Source organism: Mesorhizobium sp. B2-4-17 (genome assembly GCF_006441275.1).
GTDB lineage: Bacteria > Pseudomonadota > Alphaproteobacteria > Rhizobiales > Rhizobiaceae > Mesorhizobium.
Genome location: NZ_VFUX01000050.1, coordinates 1 through 19,419 on the forward strand (window position 1 = coordinate 1; position 19,419 = coordinate 19,419).

Annotated in this window: 21 protein-coding genes; 9 read left to right on the plus strand and 12 right to left on the minus strand. The window is 61.8% G+C overall.

Annotation, left to right across the window (positions count from 1 at the left end; genetic code table 11):
* Positions 1-312 precede the first annotated feature (312 nt).
* The 7 genes from FJ548_RS28045 (at position 313) to FJ548_RS28075 (ending at position 7,656) form a co-directional block, all read left to right on the plus strand.
* Entirely contained in the window at positions 313-576 is a 264-nt protein-coding gene (locus tag FJ548_RS28045; RefSeq protein ID WP_027145877.1) for a hypothetical protein, read from the plus strand.
* Positions 577-869: 293 nt separating this feature from the next.
* Positions 870-3,431: an FAD-dependent oxidoreductase gene (locus FJ548_RS28050; protein WP_140779587.1), complete on the plus strand. Its 2,562-nt coding sequence runs from the start codon at positions 870-872 to the stop codon at positions 3,429-3,431.
* 93 nt (positions 3,432-3,524) lie between these two features.
* Positions 3,525-4,373: a DUF1194 domain-containing protein gene (locus FJ548_RS28055; RefSeq protein WP_140698347.1), complete on the plus strand. Its 849-nt coding sequence runs from the start codon at positions 3,525-3,527 to the stop codon at positions 4,371-4,373.
* Between the two features lie 203 nt (positions 4,374-4,576).
* The gene (locus tag FJ548_RS28060) at positions 4,577-4,918 is read left to right on the plus strand and encodes a peptidase inhibitor family I36 protein (RefSeq protein WP_140612336.1); all 342 of its coding nucleotides are present in this window, start codon (positions 4,577-4,579) and stop codon (positions 4,916-4,918) included.
* Between the two features lie 152 nt (positions 4,919-5,070).
* Positions 5,071-6,021 (plus strand): ABC transporter substrate-binding protein, encoded by a 951-nt coding sequence (locus FJ548_RS28065; RefSeq protein ID WP_140765820.1) that lies wholly within the window; start codon positions 5,071-5,073, stop codon positions 6,019-6,021.
* A gap of 67 nt (positions 6,022-6,088) precedes the next feature.
* Positions 6,089-6,862 (plus strand): ABC transporter permease, encoded by a 774-nt coding sequence (locus FJ548_RS28070; RefSeq protein ID WP_140765882.1) that lies wholly within the window; start codon positions 6,089-6,091, stop codon positions 6,860-6,862.
* Entirely contained in the window at positions 6,859-7,656 is a 798-nt protein-coding gene (locus tag FJ548_RS28075) for an ABC transporter ATP-binding protein (RefSeq protein WP_140765818.1), read from the plus strand. Before FJ548_RS28070 ends, FJ548_RS28075 begins: the two co-directional genes overlap by 4 nt.
* Before the next feature lie 15 nt (positions 7,657-7,671).
* Here the strand turns inward: FJ548_RS28075 and FJ548_RS28080 are convergent, their stop codons facing one another.
* The 3 genes from FJ548_RS28080 to FJ548_RS28090 form a co-directional block, all read right to left on the minus strand.
* A complete protein-coding gene (locus tag FJ548_RS28080; RefSeq protein ID WP_140612323.1) occupies positions 7,672-8,673 on the minus strand; it encodes a GlxA family transcriptional regulator in 1,002 nt (333 codons plus the stop codon).
* A gap of 269 nt (positions 8,674-8,942) precedes the next feature.
* Positions 8,943-9,077: a hypothetical protein gene (locus FJ548_RS30790; RefSeq protein ID WP_081295128.1), complete on the minus strand. Its 135-nt coding sequence runs from the start codon at positions 9,075-9,077 to the stop codon at positions 8,943-8,945.
* Between the two features lie 360 nt (positions 9,078-9,437).
* Positions 9,438-9,623 (minus strand): hypothetical protein, encoded by a 186-nt coding sequence (locus FJ548_RS28090; protein ID WP_140612321.1) that lies wholly within the window; start codon positions 9,621-9,623, stop codon positions 9,438-9,440.
* Positions 9,624-9,847: 224 nt separating this feature from the next.
* Here FJ548_RS28090 and FJ548_RS28095 point away from each other — a divergent pair, with 224 nt between their 5' ends.
* Together FJ548_RS28095 and FJ548_RS28100 are read left to right on the plus strand one after the other, a co-directional pair.
* Positions 9,848-10,747 (plus strand): LysR substrate-binding domain-containing protein, encoded by a 900-nt coding sequence (locus tag FJ548_RS28095; RefSeq protein ID WP_006335555.1) that lies wholly within the window; start codon positions 9,848-9,850, stop codon positions 10,745-10,747.
* Between the two features lie 11 nt (positions 10,748-10,758).
* A complete protein-coding gene (locus FJ548_RS28100) occupies positions 10,759-11,097 on the plus strand; it encodes a hypothetical protein (protein ID WP_140779588.1) in 339 nt (112 codons plus the stop codon).
* Here FJ548_RS28100 and FJ548_RS28105 read toward each other — a convergent pair.
* The 9 genes from FJ548_RS28105 to FJ548_RS28145 all read right to left on the minus strand — a co-directional run bounded on the left by FJ548_RS28105 (position 11,016) and on the right by FJ548_RS28145 (position 19,333).
* Complete coding sequence (locus tag FJ548_RS28105) at positions 11,016-11,996, minus strand: alpha/beta hydrolase (protein ID WP_140612317.1); 981 nt, start codon at positions 11,994-11,996, stop codon at positions 11,016-11,018. The genes FJ548_RS28100 and FJ548_RS28105 overlap by 82 nt on opposite strands.
* Before the next feature lie 231 nt (positions 11,997-12,227).
* The gene (locus FJ548_RS28110) at positions 12,228-12,413 is read right to left on the minus strand and encodes a hypothetical protein (protein WP_140612315.1); all 186 of its coding nucleotides are present in this window, start codon (positions 12,411-12,413) and stop codon (positions 12,228-12,230) included.
* Between the two features lie 257 nt (positions 12,414-12,670).
* A complete protein-coding gene (locus FJ548_RS28115; protein WP_140612313.1) occupies positions 12,671-14,800 on the minus strand; it encodes an ASKHA domain-containing protein in 2,130 nt (709 codons plus the stop codon).
* Positions 14,751-15,725 (minus strand): methyltetrahydrofolate cobalamin methyltransferase, encoded by a 975-nt coding sequence (locus tag FJ548_RS28120; RefSeq protein ID WP_140612311.1) that lies wholly within the window; start codon positions 15,723-15,725, stop codon positions 14,751-14,753. Before FJ548_RS28120 ends, FJ548_RS28115 begins: the two co-directional genes overlap by 50 nt.
* Before the next feature lie 81 nt (positions 15,726-15,806).
* Positions 15,807-16,898 (minus strand): methylenetetrahydrofolate reductase, encoded by a 1,092-nt coding sequence (locus FJ548_RS28125; RefSeq protein ID WP_140612309.1) that lies wholly within the window; start codon positions 16,896-16,898, stop codon positions 15,807-15,809.
* Positions 16,895-17,518: a methylenetetrahydrofolate reductase C-terminal domain-containing protein gene (locus FJ548_RS28130; RefSeq protein WP_140779589.1), complete on the minus strand. Its 624-nt coding sequence runs from the start codon at positions 17,516-17,518 to the stop codon at positions 16,895-16,897. Before FJ548_RS28130 ends, FJ548_RS28125 begins: the two co-directional genes overlap by 4 nt.
* The gene (locus FJ548_RS28135; protein WP_140779590.1) at positions 17,511-17,813 is read right to left on the minus strand and encodes a virulence factor; all 303 of its coding nucleotides are present in this window, start codon (positions 17,811-17,813) and stop codon (positions 17,511-17,513) included. The genes FJ548_RS28130 and FJ548_RS28135 overlap by 8 nt, the downstream gene beginning before the upstream one ends.
* A gap of 202 nt (positions 17,814-18,015) precedes the next feature.
* Positions 18,016-18,789 (minus strand): formyl transferase, encoded by a 774-nt coding sequence (locus tag FJ548_RS28140; protein ID WP_140779591.1) that lies wholly within the window; start codon positions 18,787-18,789, stop codon positions 18,016-18,018.
* A gap of 157 nt (positions 18,790-18,946) precedes the next feature.
* Positions 18,947-19,333 (minus strand): hypothetical protein, encoded by a 387-nt coding sequence (locus FJ548_RS28145; RefSeq protein WP_140779592.1) that lies wholly within the window; start codon positions 19,331-19,333, stop codon positions 18,947-18,949.
* Between the last annotated feature and the right edge of the window lie 86 nt (positions 19,334-19,419).

The following is a 19,419-nucleotide window of genomic DNA, read 5'->3' on the forward strand; positions in this document are numbered from 1 at the left end:
CGCTTCACCGCCGAGCAATGCACAAACTACTTCAGCGCCGCAGGTTACGAGCCAGAGTGATCAGATTCTGCTCTAGATATCGGAGCCGGTCAGCTCTTCGCGATCGGAACGGGGAGTGCCGTGTGCAGATCGGTCTTGAAATCAACAGGGCCGGCGTGCGCCTGCGGCCTGCACTGGAGAAGCCAAAGCCAATTGCGGCATGAATGCGGCATTCAGTTGCGGTTCAGCTTCCATCTCATATAAGCTCCCATGCAACGGGCGAAAATGCCTTGCGAAATGCAACAGGGGCGGTGGGAACACCGATATTGCACCATGTGGAAGTCTCTCGTCGCTGCCGTCGCCTTGCTCGCCGTGAGCGGCTCGGCCCATGCCGCCAGCGCGGTCAACAAGGACGCCGAGACCCGCACGCTGGTCGTGACGGAGGGTGGCAGTAAGACCGAACTTGCGCTGGCTGGAGGGGAAACCGTTGAGTTCTGCCAGAATGGCTGCTTCGTCACCTTGCCCAATGGCGATCTTGAAGCCCTGACCGGTTCGGAAACCGTCGAAATCTCAGGCGGCGTTGCCCGCATAAAGTAATCTCTGCGGCATGGTTGGAAAGGCCGGGCATTGCTCGGCCTTTTATTGTTTCGGTAGCGGGTTAACAATGACGCCGGACATACGACCTCGGCGGCCGCCTACAACCGGGCGTTTCACTATTTTTCGACCGGTGCGCAATCGCCCCGGCATGATCAAGGTCGAAGTCGACGCGCTGCCCGCTCCTGAGATAGGACTTAGTCGCTTGGCTTTTTCCGAATGTCGCAAACAGGCTTCATCAGCCCCATCGCTCGGCCCTATAGTCCGCGCGCTTTATCACACTGGAGTCGCGGGCAATGGCAGAGTTTCCGAAAAAGGCGAAGGTCGTCATCATTGGCCTCGGCGGTATTGTCGGCGCATCGATCGCTCATCATTTGATTGAGCGCGGCTGGGACGATATTGTCGGCATCGACAAGTCGGGCATCCCGACCGATATCGGCTCGACGGCGCACGCCTCCGACTTTTGCTACACGACCAGCCACGACTTCCTGTCCTGCTGGACGACGCTCTATTCCATCGATTTCTACGAGAAGATGGGTCACTACGCCCGCATCGGCGGTCTCGAGGTTGCCCGCGTTGGCGACGACAGCCGCATGGACGAGATCAAGCGCAAGATCGCCTCTGCGAAAGCGTTTGGAACACGCGCGCGACTGATCGAGCCGGGCGAGATCAAGGAAAAATTCCCGCTCATCGAAGAAGAGATGGTGCAGGGCGGCCTGTGGGATCCGGATGCCGGCCTCGTCATTCCGCGCTCGCAGACTGTCGCCGGCAAGCTCGTCGACCAGGCGGAAGCCTCGGGCAAGCTCAAGTCCTTTGCCAACACGCCAGCCAAGTCGCTGGTGGTCAAGGATGGCCGCATCAACGCCGTGGTGACAGACCGTGGCACGATCGAGGCTGACTATGTCATCGTCTGCGCCGGCATTTGGGGGCGGCTGATCGCGGAGATGGTCGGCGAGGACCTGCCGGTCATGCCGATCGACCATCCGCTGACTTTCTTCGGACCCTATAATGAGTTCGCCGGCACCGGCAAGGAGATCGGCTGGCCGCTGCTGCGCGACCAGGGCAACTCGGCCTATATGCGCGACACGGGCGATCCCAAGACCGCCGAGGGCGGGCAGATCGAATGGGGCTATTACGAAGAGACCAATCCGCGTCTCTGCCACCCGCGCGACCTGCTGGAAAAGGACCAGGCGCGTTTGTCGCCCTCGCAGCGCGACCTCGACATGGAGCAGATCCTGGCGCCGCTCGAACGCGCCATGGAACTGACGCCGATCCTGGGCGAACTCGGCTACAATGAAAGCCATTCCTTCAACGGCCTGCTGCAGGTGACGGCCGATGGCGGTCCGTCCATGGGCGAGAGCCAGAAGGTGAGGGGCCTGTGGTATGCCGTCGCCATCTGGGTCAAGGACGGCCCCGGCATGGGCAAGCTGATCGCCGACTGGATGACGGACGGCCGTACCGTGATCGACCACCACGCCATCGATTATGCGCGCTTCTACCCGCACCAGACCAAGGAGCAGTTCATCTGGGATCGCTGCACCGAAACGGCGATGAAGGTCTACAATCCGGCGGTGCATCCTCGCGAGCCGTTCTCAAAGGGCCGCAACATAAGGCGCTCCCCATTCTGGGAGCGCGAGAAGGAGCTCGGCGGTTACTTCATGGAACTGGGCGGCTGGGAGCGCGCGCATGGCTATGCCGCCAACGAGCATCTGCTCGAAAAATACGGCAACCGCGTGCCGGTGCGCGAGAACGAATGGGACAACCGGCACTTCTGGCGCGTTTCCAATGCCGAGCACCTGGCGATGAGCGAGGATTGCGGCATCGTCAACCTGTCGCACTTCTCGATGTATGACGTCGAAGGACCTGACCACGTCGCGTTGCTGGAGTGGCTCTGCGCGGCCAAGATCGGCGGCGACAACAATATCGGCAAGGGTATCTACACCCATTTCCTCGACGAGGAAGGCATGGTGCGCGCCGACTTCACCGTCATCCGCATGGCCGACCGCTGCCGCGTCATCGACGGCGCCGACGCCGGCCCACGCGACTTCCAGTACATGCGTCGCACGGCGCAGGACAAAGGTTTTGACGTCACTATCACCGATGTGACGGAAAAATACGTCACCATCGGCATCTGGGGGCCGAATGCCCGCACGACCTTGCAGAAGGTGGTCGAAAATCCCGAAGGGCTGTCGCTGGAGAATTTCCCGTTCGCCGCGATCAAGCCGATCCGGATCGGCGGCAAGGACGTCACGGCTTTCCGCATCTCCTATGTCGGCGAGCAGGGCTGGGAATTGCATATGCGCTACGAGGATGGGCTGGCAGTCTGGGACGCGCTGCGCTCGACCGGCGTCATGCCATTCGGCGTCGAGACTTACGCCAACACGCGCCGCATGGAAAAGAGCCTGCGCCTGCAGAACGCCGACCTGCTGACCGAATACAATCTGCTGGAAGCCGATCTCGCGCGTCCGAAGGTCAAGGAGAACGATTTCTGCGGCAAGGCCAAGCATCTGGAATATCGCGCCCGCGAGCACCAGCCGGCGATGCTGTGCACGCTTGTCATGACCGACAACAAGGACGGCAAGGGTGTTGCCCGCTACCCCGTCGGCATCATGCCTGTGATGGATCCGGCAACCGGCGAGACGCTCGTCGACGAACTCGGCCGCCGCTCCTTCACGACGTCGGTCGCCTATGGCCCTACCATTGGCAAGAACATCGCGCTCGCCTACCTGCCCTGGGCCTATGCCCAAGAGGGCCGCAAGCTCGAGGTGGAGTATTTCGGCGAGACCTATCCGGTCGAAGTGGCCAGCGTCGGCTACAAGCCGCTCTACGACCCGGAGAACCTCAAGCCGCGCAGCTGATCGCGGACGGAGCAACGGACTGATCGCAAAAAGCCTGGCATAGAGCCGGGCTTTTGTCTTTTTAACCAGGCCGTTTTCGCTTACCCTCAAGGAATGTCTGCTTTCCCGAGCGCAAGACATTTCCTTTCGAGCTGCGCTGCGCTGGCGTTGATTCTCTGGCTGGCGCCCGGGACCCGCGCGGACGAGCCGGTCGATGTCGAACTGGTGCTGGCGGTCGACGTTTCGCTGTCGATGTCGGCGGACGAACTCGAGATCCAGCGCCATGGCTACGCGGCGGCGCTGACGCATGACAATGTGCTGCGGGCCATTGCCAATGGCACCTACGGCAAGATCGCGGTCACCTATGTCGAGTGGGCCGGCACAACATGGCAGCGCGTCATCGTGCCGTGGACGGTGATCGCCAACCGCGCTGACGCGGAGCGCGTGGTGGCGCAATTGTCGGCCCAGCCGCCCGACAGCGCGCGGCGCACCTCGATCTCCGGCGCGTTGGAATTCGGCAGCGACCTTCTCGCCGAAAGCGGCTACGAGGGGACCAGGCGCGTCATCGACGTTTCCGGTGACGGACCCAACAACCAGGGCGCGCCAGTCAATCTCACCCGGGACGCGGTGGTCAGGCAGGGCATCGTTATCAACGGCCTGCCGCTGATGACCCGAGGCGGCTTCACCAGCGCCTATGACGTCAACGATCTCGACCGCTACTACAGCGACTGCGTCATCGGCGGCCCCGGAGCCTTCATGATCCCGGTCAACGACTGGACGCAATTTCCCGAAGCTATCCGCCGCAAGCTGGTGCTCGAGCTTGCCGGTTCGGCGTCACCGCAATGGGCGGCGGAAGCAGCCGATCACCCGCCAGTGGTGCTGGCGCAGGACAAGCCGGCCGTCGACTGTCAGATCGGCGAGAAAATGTGGCGCAACCGCAACTGGAGGCTAGACAACCGCTAGAGCCAGAATGATTTCAGATCGATTCGATCTGAAATCTGAATCCGCCTTTGGATCAAAGAGATAGAGCATGATGTCGTCCGAAAACCGCTTCACAGGTTTCGGCATCATACTCCAGGCTTGCCTCGCCGGCCGAAGCGGTGGCAGAGTGCCCAGATCATGCTATTCAGGCTAGGGGCGTCGCGGCCAAACCGAGGAAACATGAGATGAAACGCCTTGTCATCCTGACTGCCGTCGCGTCGGTCCTTTTTGCCGACGGCGCCAGCGCCCAATATGACGACCAGCCCGCCTGCGTCATGTTCGAGCACTCGAATTTTCGCGGGCGGTCGATCGAGATGGGGCCCGACGATTCCGTGAATTTTCGCGGCGGCCAGTTCTGGAACGACCGTGTGTCGTCGGTGTTCGTTCGCCGGGGCTGCACGCTGGTTGCCTATGAGGATACGAATATGAGCGGCGAATCGATCGAGATCAGGCGCCGGGTCCGCGAGCTCGGGGGCGATTGGAACGACCGAATCTCGTCCGCAGAGTGCTCCTGTGATGGCTACTGATACCGGGTTTCGGGCGGCCGGCTGGTGGCCGGCCGCCGATCTGGTTGCAGGACACTGCCTGGGTCTCCGTGCGCCTCACCATCCTGTTGATTGACAAGCCGATTGACGTCTGTGAGACAATTCCCTTCAGATAAAACAAAAGGGGAACTGACATGACCAGGATCGCCGTTCTTGCCGCAACTCTGACATTTGCCGCCGGCTTGTCCGCGCCGGCCATGGCTGCCACGTCGCTGACCATAGGGATCAGCGGCTGGACCGGGTTCGCGCCGCTGACGCTTGCCAAGCAGGCAGGCCTCTTCGAAAAGCACGGTCTCGACGTGACCTTGAAGAAGGTGCCGCAGGCCAGCCGTCCGCTCGCCATCGCCAGCGGCGACCTGCAATGCGCCGCCACCACGGTCGAGACCTGGCTGGTGTGGAACGCCAGCGGGGTGACCACCAAGCAGATCTTCCAGCTCGACAAATCCTATGGCGCCGACGGCATCGTCGTACGCAACGACATCAAGACCGTCGCCGATCTCAAGGGCAAGACCGTGGCCTCGTCGGCACCGGGCACGTCGCCCTATTTCCTGCTCGCCTGGGTGCTGAACAAGAATGGCATGTCGACCAAGGACGTGACGGTCGTCAATCTGGAGCCGGACGCGGCGGCCCAAGCCTTCCTTGCCGGCCAGAACGACGCGGCGGTCACCTATGAGCCGTTCATCTCGGCCGTGCGCGACAAGGCCGACCAGGGCCATATCCTGGCGACCACGCTCGACTATCCGATGGTTCTCGATACGGTCGGCTGCACGCCCGAATTCCTCAAGGCCAATCCCGATGCCGCCAAGGCGCTCGCCGACAGCTATTTCGATGCGCTCGACCTGATCAAGAAGGATCCGCAGAGATCCTACGAGATCATGGGCGCCGACGTGAAGCAGTCGGCCAAGGAATTCGAGGATTCGGCAAAATACCTGAAATGGGCGGACAAGGCGGAGAATAAGCAGTTCTTCACCAAGGAATTCCCGGACTTTTCCAAGACCGCAGGCGCGCTTTTGCTGCAGATGGGACTGATCAAGGAAGCGCCCGACGTCACTACGCTTGCAGACACCAGCGCGGTGGCGAACTGACGGATCAACCCTGGGCATCACGCGGTGGCGCCGGGCGCCGTCGCTTTCCCTCCGACAAAGGATGAAGATGCGCCCCTTGCATCCGGTCTCGCCGGGCATTCGAACCGTGCTCGGCATTTCCTTCTTCGTGCTGTTCGTGGTCTTCTGGGCCTGGATCACACTTGGCGGCCACGTCAACCGCATCTTCCTCGCCGACCCGCTGTCGATGCTCAGGGACGGATGGCGCCTGCTGGTCGAGGACCGTTTCTGGCTCGACATATTGATCACCATCTGGCGGGTTTTCGGCGGCTTCGTGCTGGCCTCGGTCGTCGCCGTGCCGCTCGGCATCGCCATGGGCGCCTGGAAGCCGGTGGAAGCATTCCTGGAGCCCTTCGTCTCTTTTGCCCGCTACCTGCCGGCCTCGGCCTTCATTCCATTGCTCATCCTCTGGGCCGGCATTGGCGAACTGGAGAAGCTGCTGGTCATCTTCGTCGGCTCGGTGTTCCAGATCATCCTGATCATCGCCGTCAAGGTCGGGTCGACGCGGCGCGATCTGGTCGAGGCCGCCTATACGCTGGGCTCGACCAACAACAGCATCGTCAAGCGGGTGATCATGCCGGCCAATGCGCCTGAAATCGCCGAGACGCTGCGGCTTGTGCTCGGCTGGGCGTGGACCTATGTCATCGTCGCCGAACTGATCGGCTCGTCCTCTGGCATCGGCTACATGATCATCAACAGCCAGTCGCGGCTGGCGACCGGACAGATCATTTTCGGCATCATCGTCATCGGTCTGATCGGCCTGTTGTCCGATTTCGCCTTCAAGGCGTTCAACCGCTGGCTCTTTCCGTGGAGCCTGGCGTGAGCAAACTTCTCATCGAGGGAGTCTCGCGTACCTTTGCCGGCGTGCGCGGCGGACAGCCGGTCAAGGCATTGATGCCGATCGACCTGGCGGTCGCCGCCAATGACTTCATCACCATTCTGGGGCCGTCAGGCTGCGGAAAGTCGACGCTGCTCAGAATCGTCGCCGGCCTGGAGGCGCCGAGCGAAGGCCGCGTGCTGCTCGACGGCAAGGCGGTGACGCGCCCGGGACCGGACCGCGGCATGGTCTTCCAGTCCTACACGCTGTTCCCATGGCTGACGGTCGCTGAAAACATCGCCTTCGGCCTGCGCGAACGCGGCATGGCTGAAAAGGAGCGGGACGGGGTCGTCGCGTCCTATGTCGATCTCGTCGGGCTGAAGGGGTTCGAAAACCATTGGCCAAAGCAGCTTTCGGGTGGCATGCAGCAGCGCACGGCGATTGCCCGCGCGCTGGCCAACGATCCCGAGATCCTGTTGTTGGATGAGCCGTTCGGCGCCCTCGACAACCAGACGCGCGGGCTGATGCAGGAGCTTCTGCTCGGCATCTGGGAGCGGCGCAAGAAGACGGTGCTATTCGTCACCCACGACATCGAGGAGGCGATCTTCATGGCCTCGCGCGTGATCGTGATGACGGCGCGGCCCGGCCGCATCAAATCGGACGTCGCCATCGACCTGCCGCATCCGCGCCATTACACGCTGAAGACCAGCCCGGAATTCTCGGCGTTGAAGGCGCGGCTGACCGAGGACATACGCGCCGAGGCGATGCGGACAGCACAGGTGAAACCAGCCGAGGCTTGATCCGGTAGTTTCGGATCAGGCCGCCAGCAACTGCTTGCGGTCGACGCGCTCCTGCTGCGGCGAACGGGCATAGAGCTCGCGGTAGCATTTGGAGAAATGCGAGGCCGAGACGAAGCCGCAGGCGACCGCCACCTCGACCACCGGCATCGAGGACTGGATCAAGAGATGCCTGGCGCGGTCGAGCCGGATTTCCAGATAGTAGCGGGCAGGCGAGCGTCCCATCTCAGTGCGGAAAAGGCGCTCGATCTGGCGGCGCGACAGGTCGACATGATCGGCGATCTCGATCAGCGACAGCGGCTCGGAGAGGTTCGCCTCCATCAGTTCGATGATGGTCAGCACTTTCGAGTTCTGTACGCCAAGACGCGCGCGCAGCGGCAGGCGCTGGCGGTCGGTCGGGCTGCGCACGCGGTCGGTCAGCACCTGCTCGCAGACGCGGTTGACGAGGCTCTCGTCGAAATCGTCGCCGATCAGCTTCAGCATCATGTCGAGCGCAGCGGTGCCGCCGGCGCAGGTATAGATGTTCTGGTCGATCTCGAAGAGGTCGGCAAAGACATTGGCCTTGGGAAACGCTTCGGAAAATCCCGGCAGGTTCTCCCAATGGATGGCGCAGCGCTTGTTGGACAGCAGGCCGGCGGAGGCCAGGATATGCGCGCCGGTGCACAGGCCGCCGACGGCAACGCCGCGATTATACTCTTCGCGCAGCCAGGCGAAGGCCGATTTGTTCTGGTAGCGCTCGACATTGATGCCGCTGCAGACGATGGCCATGTTGGGACGATCCGGCCCCGCCATCTTCTTGCGTTCCTCCTCCAGCGAGGTGTTGACCGCGCATTCCACACCGTTCGAGGCGCGCACCGGCTTGCCGTCGATGCTGGCGAGGCGCCAGCGATAGGCCTCGTAGCCGAGCATGCGGTTGGCGGAGCGCAACGGGTCGAGCGCGGTCGCAAAGGCGATCATGGTGAAATCGGGAATAAGGAAGAATACAAACGATCGCTTGATCGGATGCTTAACGGCGTTCACGGGAACCTCACGCAGCCATGACGCGAACAGGATGTCGCGAATAGCATAGCGACATCAGGAAATCCCATGCTTGTCAATTGGCTACACCGCTTGGACAAGATTAAATTTGCGACATGGGTCGCAAATGGGCAATTCACAGGCGGGAACCCATGATGCGATCCGGGACAAGCCCGGGCGCAACGCGGCACAACAGAAACGCCGCCTTGGCTTGAGCCAGGCGGCGTTACAGTCGTGAAGGCAGCGGCAGGGAGCGCTGTCTCAAAAAAATATTAGGCGACGAAGCCGAGACGAGCGGCAGCCATAGCGCCAGTCTGGCCGGGCATGGTGTTGGCGAGGCGCTGGCGCTCGAGAGCGGTGGTCAGGTTCATTTCGCGGCGTGCAAAGAGGCGGGAAAAAAGCTTCATGATCATCTCCAATCGGTTGCTCAGACGGGTCGCCTTCGCTTGATGGAGTGGGGCAGCTCGTTTGCTGACGGTGATATAGGCTTGTGTGAGCGGAAACTAAATCGCAAAAGCGAAGCGCTTGATATGAAAAGCGACACCACATGCGACAAGGCGGGGCGGGGGGTCCAGAACTCGCGATTGTTTACAGTGGCTTAGTTCAGAAAACGAGATGCTATGCGGCTTGTTCATATGCGCCATGCAGCGGCGGCATGGCTCCTGAATTCATTTGAATACAAATAAAACGACAAGAAACGTCCAATAAAACGAGAAGGCCTGCCGGGCGGAATGCACGGCAGGCCTTCAGCACAGGGTACACACGATCTACTTTGCTCCAGCCCAGGATCCGATGCCGTTGCGCATGCCGGTCTTGGCGTCGGCAGCTTCAGGCCAGCCAATATCCTTCTGCAGTTCGATCGGCAGTGAGCGGATGGCGCGTTCGGTCTGGTAGCGGGCGCGGGCCGCGCTGAATTCGGTCGCGATGCGGCCGAGGGAGGACAGGATAGACATTTCATTTCTCCTTATGCGCCAGGCGGCGATGCCCAGGCAGCGGCTGGTTACGCCAGGTCTGTTTCAGCTTCATTTCATATCGATTGCAGGTCTGTGTCGGAGTCGTTTCATGGCTGCTTATGGCAGCATCCTCAACCGATGCAGTTGACTATGCTCCTGATCTGATGTTCAATCAAACGAAATGGAATGATGCTTTGTATCAGAAAAATTGAAGGCCGATCGCCATGAACGCCCCACTCAATCATCCGCTGCCGCTGCTCGATCTTGACGTTTTGCGCACTTTCGTGGCGATTGCCGAGACCGGCAGCTTCACCACTGCCGCCAATGCCGTCTTTCGCACGCCGTCGGCGGTGTCGATGCAGATCAAGAAGCTGGAGGATATTCTTGGCCGCTCGGTGTTCGCCCGCGATGCCCGCTCGGTGACCCTGACGACGGATGGCGAAATGCTGCTCGGCTATGCCCGGCGGCTGCTGTCGATCAACCGCGAGGTGGTCTCGAAGTTCATCATTCCCGACATTGTCGGCGTGGTCCGGCTCGGCTCGCCGGATGACTATGGCGAGCGCGTGCTGCCGCATGTGCTGAAGCGTTTCGCGCAATCGCATCCCTCGATCGCCGTCGACGTCACCATCGACCAGAGCAGCAATCTGCGCCGCCGCATGGACGACCGCGCGCTCGACATCACGCTTCTGACCAACTCCTACAAGACCAGCGCGCTCGGCGCCGAGGTGCTTTTGACCGAGCCGATCGTGTGGGCCGGCGCCAAGGGTGGCTGCGCGCATCTGCGCGAACCGCTGCCGGTGTCGCTGTGGGAAGAAGGCTGCGCCTGGCGCGCCGGTGCGCTTGATGCGCTGGGACGCGAGGGCCGCAACTACCGCATAGCGTATATGAGCGCCCATACGGCCGGCCAGCGTGCCGCCATCATGTCCGATCTCGCCGTGGCGCCGCTGCCGAAGTCGTTCCTTGGCAACGATATGGTCGAGCTCTGCCCGAAGGACGGCATGCCCGACATCGGCACCTATAATCTGGCCATGGTGGTGGCACCGGACGCCAGCGCACCGGTCAAGGCCGTCGCCGACCACATCCGCGCGACCTTCGAAGTATTCCGGGAAACCGGAAAATTCTGACAGGTGTCGCGATGAACCGAGCTTCGGTGCTCGGCGATCTCGTCACGTTCGCAAAACCGATTGATCGTCTTGCTGAGACAATCGGCGTGCTGGGCTGGTCCGACACCCCGGTGGTGATGCTGACTGCTGGTCAGATCGTGAGCGTCCTACAACGGGCCCGAGCGGGAGCTCTTACCGCTGTCGATGTGGAAGCATGGGCTGATCTGACCGAATGCAGGGAAGACATCGACTATCAGCCGGAACATCATGAAGAAATATTGCAGGCGATCTACATGCTCGCCAAGCCGGTCTTGAATGGATCGCTTGACGAAGCCTTGACCGACCAGCTGATCGCCTCGCTTTTGCCCTGATCCGCGGGTTTTTCGCTGCTCAGAAACGCGGCCATGCGTTGGCGGGCCCGCCGCGATTCCGGCATGTCGATCAATGGCCAGACGTGGAACATGCCTTCCTCGTAGATGACATCGACCTCGACGCCCGCGGCTCGCGCCTTCTTGGCGAAGATCAAATTGTCGGGACTGAGCATGTCGCGCGAACCGGTCAAAAGGAGTGTCTTCGGTAGCACGGAGAGATCGCCGTAGAGCGGGCTGATATGCCAGTCGGTGCGGTCGATCCCGGCACTGTACATCCGGATCGCCTCCAGGCCGCCGGCGATGCCGAGCCAGGGATCCTTGCCCTCGGCCTCGAACACTTCGGGATTGGCGAGCGACATGTCGAGACCAGGCGAGATCAGCACATGGCGCGACGGCAGAGCCAATCGTTCCTCGGCGGCCATCATGGTCAGCACCACGGCCATGTTGCCGCCGGCTGAATCGCCCATGAAGATAATGTCGTCCGGCTCCGTTTCGTCGAGCATGCGGCGATAGACATCGCCGACCATGCCGAACATGGCGTGGAAGTCATGCTCGGGAGCGATGGGGTAGATGGGCACGGTGACGGCGTAGCCCAGCCGGTCGGCCATGTCGGCAATCAAATGCCAATGGTAGGGCGTGATTTCAAAGACATAGGCGCCGCCGTGCAGGTAGAGAATCCGTTTGCGCTCGCCGGCCCTGGGGGCGATCTCGTAGACCGGGAATCCGTCGACCATGTGCGCCTCTATGTTGAAACGCTGGTGCAACGAGGCTGGCGGTCGATGATCCTCCGTCTTGCGCGCGGCAGCAATCCAGCGCCGCAGGTTTTCAGGGCTGGAAAACGCCTTCTTGCGGCTGTACCTGAGCACGAAGGAAACGAAATGGCTTTTCAAACTTGGCATGCGCATACACGAGCTTCGGCTGCAGCCGACTAAGAGAATTCCCCCTCTCTTGCGAAGATCGTGCGTTGGCCAAAAATGTCAAGATTTACGCCGTGTCCACACGGCGGTGTGATCCGTGCCGCAGTCAGCGGCACGGCAAAAGTGCGGCGCGCAGCCGGTTGCTGGTCACCGCCGGGAGTATGCGAGGTCCCCGGCGCCTGACGAGCAATTTGCACTTGTCGGCGAAATTCATCAGCGCGTGGTGCCCAGGAGCAGCGAAGCGAGTGCCGCCTGTGGGTCGCTCGGCGGCGAGGCCGGCCAGCCGATGTCCTTTTGGACATGCGCCGGCAGGGCATTCAGCGCGCGGATCGCCTTGTTCCTGGCATGGGCCTGCCTGATGGTCACACCGAAGCGGTTGAGGTTTTCGAACATCGACATTTCTATCTCCTTGAGAACTGAGGCGGCCGTGGTCGTGGAGATCTCCGGCCGCCGTTTCGACGTCCGCTAAATGCGTTGAATATGTATCGGATGGATTTCGCGAAAACAGCGTTTCGGTTTCCGGATCGACTCGATCCGGAAACATTTGCATGCAAATGAATTTTGCCCAGGTAATTGAGGCAGGCAGATGAGGGGCGGCGCCAGGATTGTCAGAAAAATGCGGCGTCAGATGACACGCGGCATTCTTCTTTGCATGACTACTCGCGGCCCCGCCGCGCCGCGTGGCCTTCGCGTGAGCGCCGGCGCGGGGTGGCATCGCCTGCCACACCGTCCTCGCTCACCGTCTTGCGTGGCGGCAGTTTCACCGCCGCCGACAGTTTCGGGAACGGATCGACCTTGTTCGGCAGTGCCATGGCATAGACGAAATGCTCCTGGAATTTTGGTTCCAGCGCGGTCTCGATCTTTTCGATCTGGCTCACCGTCTCCTCGATCTCACGGCGATAGCCGCGATTGAGCAGCGCCATCCGCGCACCGGCGCCGGCGGCGTTGCCGACGGCCGAGACCTTGTCCAGGTCGCAATCGGGGATCAGGCCCAGCACCATGGCGTATTTCGGATCGATGAACGAGCCGAAGGCGCCGGCGAAGTGGATGCGGTCGACATGCTCGGTGTGCTGCTTTTCCATCAGCAGCTTGGTGCCGGCATAGAGCGCCGCCTTGGCGAGCTGGATGGCGCGCACGTCGGTCTGGGTGATGGTGATCTTCGGCTCGCCTTCCTTCAGCACATAGGAGAAAGTGCGGCCGTTGGCGACGACACGCGGCGAGCGCGCGGCGAGCGAGCCGTCGACGACGCCATCTTCCGAAATGATACCGGCGAGATACATTTCCGCCACGATCTCGATGATGCCGGAGCCGCAGATGCCGGTGACGCCGGTCGCCTGCACGCTGTCGAGGAAGCCCGGTTCGTCGGACCACAGTTCCGAGCCGATGACGCGATATTTCGGCTCCAGCGTTTCGGGATCGATGCGCACGCGCTCGATGGCGCCGGGGGCCGCACGCTGGCCGCCGGAGATTTCGGCGCCCTCGAAGGCCGGGCCGGTCGGGGAAGAGGCCGCCACGACCCGCGCACGGTTGCCGAGCACGATCTCGGCGTTGGTGCCGACGTCGACGATCAGCATCATCTCGTCCTGGCGATGCGGACCTTCCGACAGCGTGACGGCAGCCGCGTCGGCACCGACATGGCCAGCGATACAAGGCAGCATGTAGAGCCGCGCGCCCTGGTTGAGCTTGAGGCCGATGTCGGATGCCTTGATGCGCACGGCGCCCGAGACGGCAAGCGCGAAGGGGGCGCCGCCGAGTTCGGTCGGATCGATGCCGAGGAACAAATGATGCATGATCGGATTGCCGACGAAGACGGAATCCAGGATGTCGTTGCGCTGGACGTTGCCTTCCGCGCAGACCTTGTCGACGAGGCTGGAGATCGCCTCGCGCACCGCGACCGTCATGCCTTCGCGGCCGTCCGGGTTCATCATCACATAGGAGACGCGGCTCATCAGATCCTCGCCGAAGCGGATCTGCGGGTTCGACGTGCCCGACGAAGCGGCGACGCGACCCGATAGCAGCGACACCAGATGCATGGCGATGGTGGTCGAGCCGATGTCGCAGGCGAGCCCATAGGCCTCGTTCTTGAGGCCTGGCCACAGGGCGATGACACGCGCTATGTCGCTGTCGGCATCCTTGTGGATGGCGGCGGTGGCGGTCCAGTTGCCCTTGCGCAATATGCCCTGCACCTGCGGCAGCAAATAGAAGTCGAATTCGAGGTTCTTGAGACCCCAGTCCTTCATCAGCGCGATCTTGAGCCGGTCGAGATCGCCGAGCGGCTTGTGCATGTCGGGTTCTTCGATCTCGACATAGCACATGCGGATGGCCGTATCGCGGGCGATCACCCTGGTGTCGGCATCCTTGCGGATGGTCTGCGCGTTGATGACGGTATCCTGCGGCACGTCGATGACGAGGTCGCCGAGGATTTGTGCCGAGCAGGAGAGGCGGCGCCGTTCAGGCAGGCCGCGCACGCGCTCATAGCGCTCTTCCTTGGGGCCCTTGGCCGAAATGTGGTCGTTGGAGGAGACGATCTTGTGCTTGGCGAAATTGCCTTCCTGCACCTCGACCTGGCACCGCCCACAGGTGGCGCGTCCGCCGCACACGCTCTCGACATAGACGCCAAGCTGGCGCGCTGCATCGAGCACCGGCGTGCCGACAGGAAACCGCCCGCGCTTGCCGGACGGCATGAACAGCACGAGCGGATCGGTAATGTTTGCAGGTGAATTCACGATTGCGCGCTTATCCCCTTGCCATGCGGGCTTCACGGCCGCCACGGCGGCGGCCGCCATTGCCGCCGCCTTCGCCCGGCGCGTTGACAGCGGTCGGAGCGGCAACGGCCTGGCCGCCTTCGGACGGCTTGTAGTCCTTGTAGGTCCTGATCCAGTTGGTGCAGTTCTCGTCGGTGCCGTTGAGCACATTGGCGCCGCGCACGGCTTCCATTTCCTGCGGCCGCACCGGGTTCATGATCGCCGAGGTCATGCCGGCGCCGATCACCATCGGGATGAAGGCGGCGTTGATGCCGTGACGGTGCGGCAGGCCGAAGGAGATGTTGGACAGGCCGCAGGTGGTGTTGACCTTGAGTTCTTCGCGCAGGCGGCGCAGCAAGGCAAACACCTGGCGGCCGGCATCGCCCAGCGCGCCGATCGGCATGACCAGCGGATCGACGACGACATCGTGCGCCGGAATGCCGAAATCGGCGCAGCGCTGCACGATCTTCTTGGCGACGGCGAAGCGCACGTCCGGATCCATCGAAATGCCGGTCTCGTCATTGGAGATGGCGACGACCGGAACATTGTACTTCTTGACCAGCGGCAGGATGGCTTCGAGCTTCTCTTCCTCGCCGGTGACGGAGTTGACCAGCGGGCGGCCCTTGGCGACCTTTAGCGCGGCCTCGATCGCGGCGGTCACCGACGAGTCGATCGACAGCGGCAGGTCAACCAATCCCTGAACGATCTCCAGTGTCTTCACCAACAGTGCCGGCTCGGTCGCGTTCGGGTCGACGGCGGTGACGCCGGCATTGACGTCGAGCATGGTGGCGCCGCAGGCTGCCTGTTCCAGCGCGTCCTTGATGACGGTCTCGAAATTGCCGGCCACCATCTCGGCGGCGAGCTTTTTGCGGCCGGTCGGGTTGATGCGCTCGCCAATCACGCAGAAGGGCTGGTCGAAGCCGATGATGATTTCTCGTGTCGCCGAGGCAACGATGGTCCGGGTCATGAAATCTCTCCGTCGTGATATAAAGAGTTCTTTATATCGTTATCTGATTTTGATCAAGCGATTGGTGGTCGTTCCACGCTCTCAATGCGCGGTCTTCACCATGTCCACCTGGGTTTCGGTAATGTCCTCATGCAAGATGCGGTCGAGCCGGTCGGCGACCATCTGATCGTCGCGACGAATCTCACGCTTCCATGGCTGGCGGCCCTTGAGCACGCCCGATTCATCGACGATCTCGGCGACATATTCCTCCTGGCGGTAGGCCATCACATGGACACCCGAGACGCCTGATATTTCCTTCACCTCGTTGATGATGTCGATGCAGAGCTGCTTGCCTTCCTTCTTCTGGTCCTGGGCGCCCTCGAGCCGCTTGATGACGGCATCCGGGATGTGGATGCCCGGCACATTGGAGCGGATCCATTTGGCCGTCTTGGCCGAGGCGAGCGGGCCGACACCGCACAGGATGAACACCTTCTCGGTGTGGCCGAGATCGCGCGCCTTCTGCATGAACGTCTTGAACATCGGCACGTCGAAGCAATACTGCGTCTGCACGAACTGCGCGCCGGCGGCGATCTTCTTGCCGAGATGGATCGGGCGGAAGTCGAAGGGCGGCGCGAACGGGTTGACGGCCGCGCCGAGGAAGATCTGCGGCGGCGTCGTAAGCTTGCGGCCGGACAGGAACTTGCCGTTGTCGCGCATGATGCGGACGGTTTCGAGCAGCGACATGGAATCGAGGTCGAACACCGGCTTGGCCCCGGGCTGGTCGCCGGCCTGCACGCCATCGCCGGTCAGGCACAGCATGTTGGCGACACCCATGGCGGCACCGCCCAGCACGTCGCCCTGAATGGCGATGCGGTTCTTGTCGCGGCAGGCGATCTGCATGATCGGGGCATAGCCCATGCGGGTCAGAAGCGCGCAGATGCCGACCGAGGACATGTGGCAGTTGGCGCCCGAGGCATCGACGGCGTTGATGGCGTCGACCCAGCCATCGAAGATCCTGGCTCTGTTGTAGACATCCTCGGGATCGGCGCTGTCCGGCGGATTGAGCTCGGTCGTCACCGCGAATTCGCCGCGCCGCAGCACGCGCTCCAGCCGGCCGCGTGAAGAGTGGCCGGGCAGGGGATCGAGCGGCAGGTGAATGCCGTCCGGGTTCTCGTCGCGCTGACGGTCGCTCATGCGGCGGCTCCGGACTTGGCGCTGTCGGCGGCTTCACGGGCTGCCGCCGCCTGCGCGGTGACACGTAGCCAGGCCGAAGTTTCGCGCAACGACTGATCGACCGGCTTCTGCACGGTCAGGATCTTGTCGTTGTTGACCATGTTCTGCGAGCCTTCCCAGGCCTTGACCCAGACGCAAGGCATATCGGGCTCGACCTCGCAATTGCCGTTGGCGCGCACGCCGCCGCATGGGCCGTTGCGCAATTGCTTGGGGCAGTTCATCGGGCACGACATGCCCGTCGACGACAGTATGCACTGGCCGCACATGCGGCAGTCGAACATGAAGCCCTTGACGCGCTTCTCGACGAACTTCACCGGGGCTTCGACGCGGCTGTAGCCGATGCCTTTCCACAGGGGATGCAGCAGCAGGAAGGTATCGGCGAAGCGGGCATAGAACCATTCGAGCAATCGCGAGTGCCGAATAGACCACAGCCTGACCGCAAAGGAGCGCTGCACGCGCCGCTGCGGCGACACGTCGGCCGGCTTGTAGTCGGATTTCGGCGCTGCCTTCTTGACCAATGTGGCCTGGGTAACCGGCTGGACAACCCTTTGGCCATCTTTCACAGGAGTCGTGTCAGACATTTTCTTTGCCACCCGCCTTGACCAGAGCGACCAGCCGCTCGCGGTCATATTTCGCATCGAGCTCGTGAAAGGCCTTTTCGACCTCGGCTTCGAGATCGTCGCCGACCGAGACCGGATCGGCCTTGCGCCATTCGGCGAGATAGTCATCGGTGCCGCCGGCGCCGGTGCGCATGGCGCACATGTCGATCGCCTCGGTGAAGCGCAGCGGCAGTTCGCGCTTGGCGTTCTGCCGGCCCTTCTTGACGATGACCTGGGCAGGGATGTCGCGCCAGTAGACGACGATAAGATCGGCCATGAATTCTCGCTCCTCGAACTTTGGAGCATTGCCGCAAGCCTCGTTGGCCCGCTTGTTATGGGACGACGCGCGCGCATTCAAAAGCGACGCATTTGAATGTCGTAAAATGAAAGGTGCGTTTATTCGTTTCCGGCGTGTGCCGGCGGCGGGCTGGGCATGCCGGAAAGCGGCGTCGCGTCATGCTGGTCCGGACGAGGAAGAGCTACCAGATTCCGGTCCTGAGGCCTGTCCAGAGATAGAACCAGATGGTCGGATGATACCACTGCCGTGACGGCAGGCCCGGATCGATGGTGACGAGCCTGCCAGCCAGGACATCGCGGACCGCCTCAACGCAGATGTCGCGGGAGAATGCGGCCTGCCGCAGCGCATAGTTCGAAATGTTGTCACCGCGTTCGGGTTTGCCGCGCGCCTGCCGCAACGCACCGCCGGTATCGACGCCGGCATCGACCAACAGCACGGTGGTGCCGAAATTCTGCGCATCACCCGATGCCAGCGCCCAGTAGCCGCCGTTCATGCCACGGTATTTGGGCGTGATACCGGCGTGGTAATTGATAACGGGACAAGCGATTTTCGACAGCGTGGCGCGCGTCAGCATCCGGCAGCCGGCGAGAAACACGACGTCCGGCTGGAGCCCTGCGATGGCGTCCAGGCTTTCGGGTGCGTTGGCGGAGGGGACGTGTATGATCGACTGCCCCGGTTTCGGTTCGGGCTGCATGTTCTGCTCGGCGATCATCCTGTCGGCATGACCGGCAAAGAAGCGCTTTCCCAGGCGCGTCAGCACCATCGTGCCCAACTGGCCGATGACGGGGACCCAACCCTGGCGCCGGGCGCGCCTGACCAGCAATTGCTTTTTGGACTCAGGCGCTTCGAGGATGACGTTGACGGGACCCAAACTGTCGGCGATGGCGTTGATGACCGCCCAGATATGCGGCCCGCCTTCGGTGACGACGACGATGTTCGACTTCGGGGATTCCATGGTCGCGATGCACCGCTGGACAAGACGCGGCCGGTTCCGGCCTTGGCGCACGCGATGCTAGGGCGTCCGGGTTAATCCTTGGTGATCAGGCTCCGGGCATCATCAGTCGCGATAATATCTCGGTGGCAACCGCAACCAAAATTAGACGTAACTGATGCTATTTCATGACAATCCATCCGTTGTGGAAGGATATTCCCCCTCGAAATAAATCCCGTCGTTTCAATGGATATGGCTTGTCAGCCGCCGAGAGGATCAATGCTAAAATCAGATCGCGTATTGCCCCGACCTCGGAAGCGCTGAATGCAGCCCTGGCCCTAGGGTGAGGGTTCCCAATATTGTGTTTGCTGTTGTATCCAAACGAAATAATTTCTACGCCGTAGTGGTTTCCATCAGGCTCGTATACAGCAGCAAATTCACCGAAATAGACGCCGTCTTCTCCCAGTTCTACTGCCAGTACTTCATGAGGCTCTTCGTCCACGCCGAGTTGCAGGCCAACAAATCGCGCCTTGCCATTACCCAAAGTAATCCAGTCGAGCACACCCATTGTCAGCACGTCCGCGATTGATGCCAGTGTTCAAGTCGATATGGATGGTAAAGAAATTTTCTGCAAATGGCTAATTTAGTAATCGA

Excerpts from the sequence above, each read along its gene's own strand:
- FJ548_RS28045 (WP_027145877.1), top strand. The coding sequence starts at position 313 with ATGTGGAAGTCTCTCGTCGCTGCCGTCGCCTTGCTCGCCGTGAGCGGC.
- FJ548_RS28050 (WP_140779587.1), top strand. The coding sequence starts at position 870 with ATGGCAGAGTTTCCGAAAAAGGCGAAGGTCGTCATCATTGGCCTCGGC.
- FJ548_RS28055 (WP_140698347.1), top strand. The coding sequence starts at position 3,525 with ATGTCTGCTTTCCCGAGCGCAAGACATTTCCTTTCGAGCTGCGCTGCG.
- FJ548_RS28060 (WP_140612336.1), top strand. The coding sequence starts at position 4,577 with ATGAAACGCCTTGTCATCCTGACTGCCGTCGCGTCGGTCCTTTTTGCC.
- FJ548_RS28065 (WP_140765820.1), top strand. The coding sequence starts at position 5,071 with ATGACCAGGATCGCCGTTCTTGCCGCAACTCTGACATTTGCCGCCGGC.
- FJ548_RS28070 (WP_140765882.1), top strand. The coding sequence starts at position 6,089 with ATGCGCCCCTTGCATCCGGTCTCGCCGGGCATTCGAACCGTGCTCGGC.
- FJ548_RS30790 (WP_081295128.1), bottom strand. The coding sequence starts at position 9,077 with ATGAAGCTTTTTTCCCGCCTCTTTGCACGCCGCGAAATGAACCTGACC.
- FJ548_RS28090 (WP_140612321.1), bottom strand. The coding sequence starts at position 9,623 with ATGTCTATCCTGTCCTCCCTCGGCCGCATCGCGACCGAATTCAGCGCG.
- FJ548_RS28095 (WP_006335555.1), top strand. The coding sequence starts at position 9,848 with ATGAACGCCCCACTCAATCATCCGCTGCCGCTGCTCGATCTTGACGTT.
- FJ548_RS28100 (WP_140779588.1), top strand. The coding sequence starts at position 10,759 with ATGAACCGAGCTTCGGTGCTCGGCGATCTCGTCACGTTCGCAAAACCG.
- FJ548_RS28105 (WP_140612317.1), bottom strand. The coding sequence starts at position 11,996 with ATGCCAAGTTTGAAAAGCCATTTCGTTTCCTTCGTGCTCAGGTACAGC.
- FJ548_RS28110 (WP_140612315.1), bottom strand. The coding sequence starts at position 12,413 with ATGTCGATGTTCGAAAACCTCAACCGCTTCGGTGTGACCATCAGGCAG.
- FJ548_RS28115 (WP_140612313.1), bottom strand. The coding sequence starts at position 14,800 with ATGGCGGCCGCCGCCGTGGCGGCCGTGAAGCCCGCATGGCAAGGGGAT.
- FJ548_RS28120 (WP_140612311.1), bottom strand. The coding sequence starts at position 15,725 with ATGACCCGGACCATCGTTGCCTCGGCGACACGAGAAATCATCATCGGC.
- FJ548_RS28125 (WP_140612309.1), bottom strand. The coding sequence starts at position 16,898 with ATGAGCGACCGTCAGCGCGACGAGAACCCGGACGGCATTCACCTGCCG.
- FJ548_RS28130 (WP_140779589.1), bottom strand. The coding sequence starts at position 17,518 with ATGTCTGACACGACTCCTGTGAAAGATGGCCAAAGGGTTGTCCAGCCG.
- FJ548_RS28135 (WP_140779590.1), bottom strand. The coding sequence starts at position 17,813 with ATGGCCGATCTTATCGTCGTCTACTGGCGCGACATCCCTGCCCAGGTC.
- FJ548_RS28140 (WP_140779591.1), bottom strand. The coding sequence starts at position 18,789 with ATGGAATCCCCGAAGTCGAACATCGTCGTCGTCACCGAAGGCGGGCCG.
- FJ548_RS28145 (WP_140779592.1), bottom strand. The coding sequence starts at position 19,333 with ATGGGTGTGCTCGACTGGATTACTTTGGGTAATGGCAAGGCGCGATTT.